Origin of the sequence: Acinetobacter sp. Gutcm_16 (assembly GCF_028649355.1) — a bacterium.
Taxonomy (GTDB): Bacteria; Pseudomonadota; Gammaproteobacteria; order Pseudomonadales; family Moraxellaceae; genus Acinetobacter; species Acinetobacter johnsonii.
Genome location: NZ_JAQSUV010000036.1, coordinates 409,541 through 421,400, shown reverse-complemented (window position 1 = coordinate 421,400; position 11,860 = coordinate 409,541). Strand labels below are relative to the sequence as shown.

The 11,860-nt window shown below is 44.6% G+C and carries 8 protein-coding genes; 4 read left to right on the top strand and 4 right to left on the bottom strand.

The window, feature by feature from the left end; all coding sequences use genetic code 11:
- The first annotated feature begins 8 nt into the window (after positions 1-8).
- From PTT44_RS15565 to PTT44_RS15555, 3 genes are all read left to right on the top strand, one after another.
- Positions 9-1,307, top strand: coding sequence for a hypothetical protein (locus tag PTT44_RS15565; protein ID WP_168158775.1), 1,299 nt, complete (start codon positions 9-11; stop codon positions 1,305-1,307).
- Positions 1,308-1,437: 130 nt separating this feature from the next.
- On the top strand, positions 1,438-3,540 hold the full coding sequence (locus PTT44_RS15560; protein ID WP_273795695.1) for a TonB-dependent siderophore receptor: 2,103 nt from the start codon (positions 1,438-1,440) through the stop codon (positions 3,538-3,540).
- Between the two features lie 160 nt (positions 3,541-3,700).
- Positions 3,701-4,438: a sulfite exporter TauE/SafE family protein gene (locus PTT44_RS15555; protein WP_062031789.1), complete on the top strand. Its 738-nt coding sequence runs from the start codon at positions 3,701-3,703 to the stop codon at positions 4,436-4,438.
- Here the strand turns inward: PTT44_RS15555 and PTT44_RS15550 are convergent.
- The 4 genes from PTT44_RS15550 to PTT44_RS15535 form a co-directional block, all read right to left on the bottom strand.
- Positions 4,435-5,340 (bottom strand): LysR family transcriptional regulator, encoded by a 906-nt coding sequence (locus PTT44_RS15550; protein ID WP_168158773.1) that lies wholly within the window; start codon positions 5,338-5,340, stop codon positions 4,435-4,437. The genes PTT44_RS15555 and PTT44_RS15550 overlap by 4 nt on opposite strands.
- A gap of 149 nt (positions 5,341-5,489) precedes the next feature.
- Complete coding sequence (locus tag PTT44_RS15545; RefSeq protein WP_058951473.1) at positions 5,490-6,791, bottom strand: solute carrier family 23 protein; 1,302 nt, start codon at positions 6,789-6,791, stop codon at positions 5,490-5,492.
- A gap of 301 nt (positions 6,792-7,092) precedes the next feature.
- On the bottom strand, positions 7,093-9,777 hold the full coding sequence (gene ppc, locus PTT44_RS15540; RefSeq protein ID WP_087011987.1) for a phosphoenolpyruvate carboxylase: 2,685 nt from the start codon (positions 9,775-9,777) through the stop codon (positions 7,093-7,095).
- 204 nt (positions 9,778-9,981) lie between these two features.
- Complete coding sequence (locus PTT44_RS15535; RefSeq protein ID WP_168158798.1) at positions 9,982-10,608, bottom strand: TetR/AcrR family transcriptional regulator; 627 nt, start codon at positions 10,606-10,608, stop codon at positions 9,982-9,984.
- Between the two features lie 150 nt (positions 10,609-10,758).
- Between PTT44_RS15535 and PTT44_RS15530 the strand changes: the two genes are divergently transcribed.
- Complete coding sequence (locus tag PTT44_RS15530) at positions 10,759-11,859, top strand: efflux RND transporter periplasmic adaptor subunit (RefSeq protein WP_168158772.1); 1,101 nt, start codon at positions 10,759-10,761, stop codon at positions 11,857-11,859.
- Position 11,860 lies beyond the last annotated feature (1 nt).

Sequence of the window (11,860 nt, the reverse complement as noted above, 5' to 3'; positions counted from 1 at the left end):
CTTTGCTCATGTCACTGTTGCGTCGATGGTTCGATCCGATTCGATCGCGTTGGTTTTATCAAAAACCGATTCGTCAAACGGTCGTATCTACAGAACAAGGCTTGAGTATTCATTTACGCCTCGACGATGTATATAGCTATTTAGCGGTTCAGCAGTTACCACAAATTGAAGAAATTTTAGCGGACGAACTGAAACCATTGAAGGTGGTCATTTCAAGTCAGGCTGCTGCCCCCCCGAATCAAATGTCGGCTTTGGAGTGGCAAACTTATTGTTTAAATGATGCCAAAATTCTGTCGCGTCAGCACCGTTTTAGCTTTCATGAAACGCCAGAACAACCCAGTCCTGAGGCGTTGAGCCAAGCAGAAACCATCTTGCGGCATACGCCGCTGCGTGGGCAGGACTTTTTGTATTTGCTTGAAGATGTGTTTCACATGCTGTGGCAAAAACAAGAGGGTAAGCTGCGCACCTTATATGCGATGGCCAGCCGTCACCATCAAGAGCAACACTTTCCAGAACGTATTTTTAATGATGATGCGGTACTGGCCAGTTACTTCCAGCTCGGTGACCGTCAGTATCATGCCGTCGATGATCTGCTGCGTTTAACGCGCCGTTTAAAACAACAAAAATTATTTACCGATAACCCAATTTTCTTGATCAATCATATTGATTGGCGTGAGCATTTGATTAGTGATGCTGAAGAGTTAAATGAAATTCAGGCACTCGATCCAGAGTTAGACCTATACGTTGCGTTAGAAGATCCAATTTCATGGTTGTTATTGGCTTATATTAAAGAAGAACTGGCCGATTATTATAATATTCAGCTCAATGTCTACCCCCTCAGCTATCACGGTCGAGACGGGTTTGATTGGAGTTTGGCAACGCGTTTATCCAAACGGACAGAAATCAAATTCACACCGTTTTGCCGTCCGACGCAAGCAGCCACTTTGGCGATGGCACAGTTATTTTATAGCGTGCCTGAAGAGCAGCGCGTTGATGCCATGTATCGGATTTTGAAAGCCGTTTGGACCCAAGGCAAAGATTTATCCTTTAAATCGCATTTTGATCAACTGATGCAAGAATTGGAAATCACAGCATTGATCACCGAAGATGTGGAAGCTAAGCTTCAAGAAAATGACATGCTCTGTGAAATGAAGTCCCAGCCTGATTTCCCCGTGATTGAACTGCGTGTGGATGGGCAGAGCTATGTCTTTAATAGTCTGTATCGCGTCTGGATGATTGAAAGTATTTTTAGTAATGTGCTAGAAGATCAATATAAAACCGACCCTATGGATGAAAGCGAAGGCTGAGTCATTGAAGTGCTTATTCATAATGTTAATGAGGTTTAACAATTAAATTCATTATTAAATTTTATTAATAAATAGGCTTCCAAATGAAAATGATTATAATTGGCATTCTTTCTGTCTGTTGATTGATGTTATGCGTTTTCATATTTCTTCTTTGAGCTTATCCATTCTGGCCGTGATGACTACAGCAGCATTTGCTCAGGGCGAGACACAGGAAACAGCATCATCCCAAGTTTTACCGACTTTGCAATTTGAAGCCCAAGATGCAGATGAAAAAGCGGCATATGCAGCAAAAACTGCATCAGCTGTTTTGCGTTCAGATGCACCGCTGTTTGAAACTGCGCAATCGATCAGCGTGATTAGTGAAAAACAACTGGAACAGAAACAAGCGAAAACACTGTCTGAAGCCTTGCAGGGTGTGGCGGGGGTCACCGCAGGACAGTATGGTCGCCGTGGTTGGGATGACTTTATTATTCGTGGGCAGGTTTCCAGTGCACAGACCTATGTCGATGGCTTGCGTATTCAAACTTCTGATAATGCCCTACGTTCAGAGGACATCAGTGGTTTACAGTCGATTGAAGTGGTGAAAGGGCCGACATCGACTGGTTTTGGCTTTGCCTTACCGGGCGGCTTAGTTAACTTAACCACCAAACGTCCTCAAGCTGAAACTTTTTCTCGGGGCAGTGTGAGCTATGGCAGCAATGCCTTTGTGGATGGCACATTTGATATCAACTATGCGCCAAATGATAGCGAAAAAGGAGCGTTTCGTGTGGTGGGTCACGCCTCTGACCAAGATGATCCAACTGATTATGTTTATTATAAAAATTATTATCTTGCACCGTCTTATAATTTTGACTTAGGTGAAAAAGACGAACTGTCTGTGATTGCCAGCTATCAGTATCGGGATTTTATTCGCCAGCAGGGGATTCCCTATAGCAATGGCGCTTATAAAAACTATTCACAGACCTTATTTTTTGGTGCGCCGAATCTAAGTAATACGGTCGATGTTTTGCGCTTAGGGTCGAACTATGCGCATTATTTTGATAATGGCTGGACCTTTAAACAAAATTTTGCGGTCACCAAAACCGATGCAGATAACAATCCGGTATTGGCAGGAAGTAATAACACATTACCGACCATCAAACGGACGGTGGAAAGACAGATTAAAGATGATGTGAATTTTGCGCTGGATCATAATTTGTCGCGTCATTTTGATTGGGGCAAAACCCAATATGATTTGATGGTTGGTTTGGACATGATGCATGAGCGCAGTGACTATGAGCGCCGTCGTCGCAATTTGTCGCCATTTGATGCGGATAATCCGATCTACACCCCGATAGAAAAAGCGACAGCAACGATTGCTCACCAAATTACAGATACCCAATATATGGGTGTGTATCTACGTAATAATTTTAAAATTGATGATCATTGGATCTTGGGCTTATCGGGTCGTCATGACTGGACACAGGTCGAAGTCGATGACCTTTTCAATGATACGACGCTGAAAAACTCGGACAATGCTTTCACGGGTAATGCGTCCTTGATGTATCAAATCAATGATAAGTTTGCTCCCTATGTGAGTTATGCAACCTCATTCTTTCCTGTGAGCGACACTGGCGCTGGCGGAAAACTATTGGATCCTGAAGAGGGAGAGCAGTTTGAGGTTGGGGTTAAGTTTCAGGGGTTGAATCAACGGTTGCAAGGCTATGTGGCTTATTATGATTTAACCCGTCAGAACGTGACTGAGTCGGATTCTACCCTCGGTTATTCTGTGCAAATCGGTGAGCAAAAAACCAAAGGTTTTGAAACGGAATTATCCGCTGCATTGACGGATCAATGGAACCTGACTGCAACCTATAGTTATATTCCTACCGCGGAAACGACAGAAAGTACGACCACAAGTGATATTGGTAAGCGGATTAACCATGTGCCTAAAAATGCAGCCTCTTTATCAACCCAATACTTCTTTGCTGATGAGCAACTGGGCTGGAATATTGGTGCCAGTGCGAATTATCAAGGCGAGCGTACAGCACAACGTGGGACTTCTTATGTACCGCTATCGAGCTATACGTTGTACGACGTCAGTGCTGGCTATGAAGCTAAAAATTGGGGCGCAAAGTTCAGTGTAAAAAACCTGTTTGATAAAGAGTATTTAGTCGGCACCACGCCAAATGCGCAATTGGTCAATTGGGGCGATCCACGTACTTTCCGCTTCAGCTTAAATTTTAAATACTAAGCGAAACCACGCTACATCATACCTGATTCAATAAAAGTTGAGTCCAGACCATTCTTTCCAGTAAGCCTCAATCAAAGATTGAGGCTTACTTCTAAAAACAGTGATATGAGCCCAGATTTAAATTTTATAGCATGGCGCTAAGTGTTTAGAGAGAAGCGTCATGCTTGCTTTTGTTATTTTTGTTTTTGCTGTCGCAGGCATGATTAAGGGTACCATTGGTCTGGGTTTGCCCGCTGTGTCGATGGGACTTTTATCTTTGGTAATTAGCCCATTTCAAGCGGCAACTTTGCTGATTATCCCTTCCATGGTCACAAACTTCTGGCAATTGTTTGCAGAAGGGCGTGTACTGCGACTGGTACAACGCTTTTGGCCGTTGCTGGTGGGCATGATCATTGGTTCAGTTTGGAGTGTTTTTCCTACGCTCGGACATGGCGAATTTCAAAGTGAAGCGCTGTTGGGCGGGATGCTGGCCATTTACGGTCTATATGGTTTGTTTGCCAAAAACATGCCCAACTTAGCCCCGTATGAAAAATATTTATCACCGATCATGGGCTATTTAGGCGGTGCTTTGACGGTGGCGACAGGGGTGGTGGTGATTCCCGTGGTGCCATATTTGCAGTCCTTGCATTTGAAACGGGATGATTTGGTACAGTCGCTCGGCCTTGCCTTTACCGTTTCAACTTTGTGTTTGGCCGTGTATTTACATCTAAATCCTGTTGAAGACACTCCAATTGACTATCAACTGTCGTTGATCGCTCTACTGCCTGCATTGCTCGGAATGTGGTTGGGCACCAAAATTCGCTATCGCATCCCTGAGCAAGCCTTTCGTAAGGTGTTCTTTGTGGGCCTAGTCTTATTTGGCAGTTATATGGTTTTACATCAATTGGGCTGGCTTTAATGCGCAATGGGTTGGTCATGTTGGCTCAAGAGGAATTGACTAAAGCGTTGATAATCTGTGGGGAGCTGATCAAAACACCGTGCTGCTAATAGCAACTTGCGGTTGGCCCATTTGCCTAAGAGTTCAATTTGCTGAAAATCATACTGTGCTTTTAAACGCAGGGCTGCCCGTTTGGGAATAATCGCAATGCCGACGCCATTGGCAACGACTTGGGCAATCGCGGCAAAGTTCGGCACCCGTAGACGATAGTGGATGTCACAGCCTAAGCGTTTGGCTTGCGCTTCTATTGACTGTTGTAAGGAGTGATATTGCATGAGGCCCACAAACGGATGTTGCAGTAATTCTCCCAGTTCTAGTTGTGCCGCAGTGGCAAGTGGATGCTGGCTTGGGCAGATCAGTACCAACGGGTCTTCAGCAAACTCTTGAGTTTCAAGCTGTCCCGCATCAAAAAAACCAGAGATCAGTCCTAACTGCGCCGTGCCTGTACTGAGGGCCTGAATGATGTCATTGGTTTCGGCTTCTTTTAATTCAATATGGAGCTTCGGATTTTCCATTAAATACTGCGGCAATAAATGCGGTAAGTACTCACTCTGTGCCGATGAGTTGCACCACAATATAATGTTACTCGTTGTACTGTGGGCAAAGGGCAGCATAGCCTGTTGTAATTGTTGCTGTTGTTGCAGCAAGTGCTGTGCATGTTCCGCAAAGGTTTGTCCAGCAAGGGTCGCTTTTACCCCAGTTGCATGGCGGGTAAATAAACTGACTTCAAAATGGTGTTCTAATTTTTTAATTCGCTCACTGGCGGCCTGTAAAGAAATGGCGGAGCGTTCTGCACCCTTGGTCAGACTGCCTGTACTCAGGATATTGATAAACAATTGCAGATCAAAAAAATCAAGGCGCATGGCAGGGTCAAAGCGGAAAATGTTGCTTTATCTTAGTCCTTTTTGCGTTTTGAGACATCCCTTTAGGTGTAATAGGAGTCAGAGCATTAGACCAAAAAAAGCAGCCCGAAGGCTGCGATCAACAATGGATAATCAAAATATCAGATAGATTAATCTTTTTGCCCTAAGCTGAAGAACCAGTTTAAGAACAATGCTGCAAACGTAGCAGTACCAATACCACCCAAGTTAAAGTTGCCAATTTGTAAGGCAAAATCACCTGTACCTAAAATGATGGTGACTGCAGCGACCATCAGGTTTTTGTTCTGTGAAAAATCGACTTTGTTTTCAATCCAGATTTTTGCACCTGCGATGGTAATCAAACCAAACACCACAATCGACGCACCAGTTAAAATCGCGGTCGGAATGGTATGGATGATGGCACCAAACTTCGGAGATAGACCTAAGAAAATGGCAAACACACCTGCAATGGCAAAAATGATAGTCGAGTAAACTCGTGTGACTGCCATGACCCCAATGTTTTCACCATAGGTGGTCATGCCTGGAGCGCCGACACCACCGGCTAACGTCGTTGCGACACCATCGGCAACAAATGCTTTACCAATGTGTGGATCTAGGTTTTCACCAGTCATCGCACTCACGGCTTTGATGTGACCGAGGTTCTCTGCCACCAAAATTAATGCGATCGGTGCAATGATCATCATGGCATTGGCATTAAATTCAGGTGCATGAAAAGTCGGTAAACCAAACCAAGCGGCTTGTTGAATCGGGGCAAAATTAATCGCTGTGCCATAGCCCATAACATTGGTCACGATGAAATAGACCAAGTAAGACAGTAACAAACCAATTAATAATAAGAGACGCTGCAATAAACCACGGGTAAAGACTGCAATCGAGCCCATACATAATACGGTAACCAGTGCCATCCACATATTAAAGGAATTGCCTGCAACGCCTTTGACCGTCACTGGCGCAAGGTTGAGACCAATAATCATCACCACAGCACCTGTCACCACAGGCGGCATCAGTTTTTCAATCCACTTGGTGCCCGTTGCCATGACCATAAAACCAAACAAGGTATAGAGCACGCCGCAGGCAATAATACCGCCGCCCGCCATAGCTAAATTTGGATTGAGTGCGCCTGTGCCCGATGCGGTATAGCCCGTTGCTGCAATCACGACCCCAATAAAGGCAAAACTTGAACCTAAATAGCTCGGAACACGTCCACCCGTCATAATAAAGAACAAGATGGTACAAATCCCGGACATTAAAATAGCAAGGTTGGGATCGAAGCCCATCAAGAAAGGTGCAAGAACCGTTGCTCCAAACATGGCAAAGGCATGCTGCACACCTAAAATTGCACTTTGTGAAGCAGGGAGGTATTCACTTGTACCAACAGGACGTGCATCGATATTGCCTTCGTACGGGCGCCATTTGGGAAACCAATTGGACATTTTTTGAGCACTCTAAAGATAAATTGTGCACATCATACTCTTGTTTTTTAGAAGATTTAATCAGTGATACAAAAAATTGTTCAAACTAATCTTATGACTTTTCAGAACTTTTTACCGCATGGTAAAACTTTATATTTTTAAAAATAATGATAAATCAAGGTTTAATTGGTAAATTTAGCCAATCGCACATTCATAAATATTTATGATTGGATTGATAAAAAAAATTATAAAAGGTTTGACCATGCGTTCAATAAAAAAGCACATCATGCTGATGTGCTTTAAATGGAGCGGGCTTAAAACTTTACCCCGTGTTACGAAGACCCGCTGCAATGCCTGCGATACTTACCATAAGTGCATGATCTACAGGTGTATTTGTTTCCTGACGCTCTTCTAGGTAACGGCGGCGACGTTTCATTAACTCTGCTTGGAGTAAATGCAGGGGCAATAAATACGGTTTGCGCACTCTCATCGACTGATCTAAAACTTCGTTACTGCTGAGGAGTTTAGACTCACCTTTAAGCGCTAACAGGGTTTGCACCGCATACTTTAAGCGCTGACGCAGATGTTCACCGAGCACTTTCAAGTCTTCATCATCGGTCAGATGCGACTCATAATACAGCGCCACATGAGCATCAGATTTCGAAAGCACCATTTCCAACATATCAATCAGGGTTTGGAAATACGGCCATGCCACCAGCATTTCATCTAAGGTAGCCTTATGTCCTTGATCAATCACTTGGTTAATTGCCGCACCAGTACCCAACCAAGCGGGTAGCATCAAACGAATCTGTGTCCACGCAAATACCCAAGGAATAGCACGTAAGGATTCAATGCCGCCAGTGACTTTACGTTTTGCTGGACGTGAGCCAAGCGGTAACATTTGCAGTTCAAGCTCTGGCGTGACGGTACGTAAATATTTGACGAAGTGCGGGTTTTCTCGCACAGTCTGACGATACACTTGTACCGACAAATCGGTCATGCTGTGCATCAACTCGCGCCACTCAGGTTTTGGGACGGGCGGTGGAAGTAAAGTGGCTTCTAAAGTGGCAGCGGTATAAATCTCTAAGTTTTGCAGCGCAATGCCTTCTAAGCCAAACTTGAAGCGAATCATTTCACCTTGTTCAGTAACTCGAATTGCACCTGAAATCGAACCGGGTGGCTGTGAAAACAGGGCTTGTTGCGTTGGCGCACCGCCACGGCTGATGGAACCGCCACGACCATGAAATAGTGTGAGTTGTATGCCATGCGTTTTTGCAATCGCGGTTAATTCTTCTTGCGCACGGTACTGTGCCCAATTGGCTGACATAAAGCCTGCGTCTTTTGCCGAGTCCGAATAGCCAATCATGACTTCATGTTTGCCCTGAATATGCTGTTTATACCAATGCATATTGAATAGGGTATTCATGGTGGCTGCGGCGCCATCTAAGTCTTTCAATGTTTCAAACAATGGCACCACACGTAGTGGATGTTGGATGCCTGCTTCTTTTTGCAAAAGCAGTACCGCCAGCACATCACTAGGATATTCAGCCATCGAAATAATGTAGGCACCTAAACTTTCTTGAGGCTGCGCTGCCAAAGTACGCATGGTGGCAAACACTTCTTGCACTTCAGGTTGTTCAATTAAACTTTGCGCAGGTTCATTTAAATGCTTGGGCAACAGCGGACGTTTGCTTTGTAGCTCTTGCAATAAGAAGTTTTGACGCGCTTGTTCGGTCCACGTTTCAAAATTACCCAGACCCAAATATTCAGTAATCGCGGAAATCGCTTGGCGATGACGGCCCGATTCTTGACGAATATCCAGTTTCAGCAGCTCAATCCCGAAACAGTTCACCCGATGGATAAAGTCCAGCAATTTGCCATTGGCAATTTCAGGCAGATTGCTGGCAATCAAAGAGCGATAACACAGCAGTAAAGGCTGTAACAGTTCCTCTTTGGCTTTAATCACCAAGCTGTCATCGGCATCGGCACCGCGCAGTTTTTCTGCGAGCCAATGGCGCGTAGCTTTTAGCCGTTCGCGGGTATCGCGTAAATATTCGCGGTAGGGTTCAGGATGGTCTTGACCCAAGGCTTGACGCAGTTCATCGCTACAGCTTTGAATCGACAGTTCCCAACGCAAATCTTCAATGTCACGTAAGTAAAGATCAGCCGCTTTCCAACGCGATAGCCACAGGACTTCTTGAGTGATGTTGTGTGTCACATTCGGGTTGCCGTCACGGTCACCACCCATCCATGAAGCGAAACGTACAGGTGCCACATGTAAAGGCAGACGTTGGCCACAGTGTTCAATCACCATGTCATCTAGTTCACGCATGAATTTCGGAACGGCATTCCATAAGGTTTGCTCAATGGTGGTGAAGCCCCATTTTGCTTCATCGACTGGGGTTGGGCGGTGTTGACGAATTTCATCGGTCTGCCACGCCGAACAGATCAGTTGTTTTAAGTCTTCAAGGACTGTTTGGCGTTCACGAGGGGTCAGTTTTTGCTGATCCATTTTAAATAAGGCATCGTTGATACCATCATATTTTTGGATCAGGGTACGGCGGCTAACTTCAGTGGGATGAGCGGTCAGAACCAGTTCAATATTTAAATCACAGATTTGCTGGAACAGCGTATCGGTTGAAATGTCGTTATTTTTAAATTTAGCAAAGAGGTGGTCGAGCGGATTTGGAGAGGGTGCGGTCTCATCAAATTCACTTTGACGACGGCTACGGACCACATGGTATTGCTCTGCAATATTGGCAAAGTTCAAAAAGTGGGTAAAAGCACGCGTCAGCGGCAGAATTTCATCATCTTCAAGGCTGAAAAATAGTTGTTCCAGCTGCTTTTCGGCTTCAACTTGACCATCCCGCGCCCCTTTGGATAAGGCCCGAATTTGCTCGACCTGATTAAACAAATCTTGTCCTGCATGCTCCTTGAGGGTTTCACCCAATAGGTTGCCGAGTAATCGGACATCTTCACGTAGTGGAGCATCAATTTGTTGAATCATGATTATTATTCCCTCGTTGTTCTTAATTTGACTATACCCCGATTCGATGACAATCCAAGTAGGGGCAGACAAAAGTAGGGGATTAATTGCTGAATTTAGAATCAAATGAGCAACTTAGGGCAAGCGATTGTTTTAAAATAAAATGGGTTTTAATTCCAAGTATTTGAATTAATTGTCAAAAATATAAATTTAATTAACCGAATTTTAAGGTTTGTGTAAGGGGTATTTTAATAAAAAAATCGCAATAGCCTCTTGAATCAATTGCTCGCGTTGTTCGGCATTTGGCACTTCATTCATTCCCAACAACATTTCTTGGTGACGATATCCAAACAGCAGAGACATTAATAAGGTGATGACCTCGTTGACCTGTTCAAACTGAAGCACGCCTAAGGTTTGGGCTTGGTCAAAGAACTGTTCCCAAATCGCCCGCATTTTGAGGTGAGAGGCTTTATAGAAGTTCTCTAGCAATGGGTTTTGTTCAGCGGCCAGCTGTAATAGTAGGTGCTCCAGCTTGATGGCCTCAGGCAGGTTAATAATATGCATTGATAACGCACAGATCTGTTCGAGCATGGGCACAAAGTCTTCGGCACGTTGCAATTGAAATGAACGACCCAGCATCAGCTTTTCGCAGGTTTCCTCAATTGCACAACTGAACAGATTGGCTTTGTCCTGAAAATGGTTATACACCGTGAGTTTGGTGACGTGCGCTTCCTTGGCAATATGGTCCATGCTGGAGCCGTGGTAGCCATGTTGTAAAAACAACTGACGTGCCACCTCCAAAATACGTTGCCGTTTTTCTAAATCCTTGGGACGTCCTGCTGAAGCTTGCACACATTTTCCTAAAAAAAAGTTCAAAAAGTCATTTACATCTGAGCATATCTTTAATTAGTGTACTATGCAGTATATTAATTAAAAAATAACCAAGTTAAGTCTGGATATTGTGCCTGATTAATTGGTGGTTATGGAAGAAGAGCAGACTTCATGAGCAAAATTCAGACCCTTGTGGCAAGTATGATGGTGGTGTGTAGTATCACCTTGTGGGGATGTAGCAAAGACACGACTGAACCAGAGTCGGTACCTTTGGTAATGGTGAGCCAACCGAATACCACGCATCTAGAACAAAAAAGCTATGCAGGCGAAGTGCAAGCCCGCCAACAAACGGCACTGTCTTTTCGTGTTGGGGGACAAGTCACGGAACGTCTGGTCGATGTGGGTGACCAAGTCAAAATCGGACAAGTTTTAGCACGCTTAGATGTACAGGATGCCCAGTTGCAACTAAATGCAGCCAAAGCACAGTTAGAGAGTGCACAAGCGGCTGAAAAAAATGCGCAGGATGAACTCAAACGCTTTAAGCAATTATTACCGAGTAATGCAGTGAGTCGTTCACAGTACGACAGCGTTGAAAATCAATACAAAGCCGCACTATCGAGCTTGAAACAAGCACAAGCCAATTACAACGTTACGCAAAACCAAACCAGTTATAACCAACTGATCGCCAATAAAAACGGTGTGATTACCGAGCGTAATATTGAAATTGGACAGGTGATTTCAGCAGGACAACCGGCTTTTCAACTGGCCATTTCAGGTGATCGTGAAGTGGTAATTGGTGTGCCTGAACAAGCCATTGCTCAGATTAAAGTTGGGCAAGACGCAATCGTCACCTTGTGGTCCAAACCTGATGAGCGTTTTGCTGCCTACGTCCGCGAAATTTCGCCTGCCGCAGATCAGTCACGTACTTTTAGTGTCAAAGTGGCTTTGCGTGAAGGACAAAATACGATTCAACTGGGACAGAGTGCTCGGGTGTTTTTCAGCTCAACTGAAAGCAATGTGTTGAGTGTACCGTTAGCCAGTGTTTCTGCTGCGGGTAAAAATGCCTATGTCTGGGTGGTGAATGCTGACAACAGTATTCGTAAAGTGCCTGTCAGTGTGGGGGAGTATGGTCGAGACAGCGTTACCATTCGTTCAGGTTTACAGCCAAAGGACTATGTCGTGGTGGGTGGGGTACATTTACTGCGTGAAAAACAAAAAATTCAACCGATTAGCCGTGACAATAAAACGGTCAAGATTGCGATAGGGAGTTAAG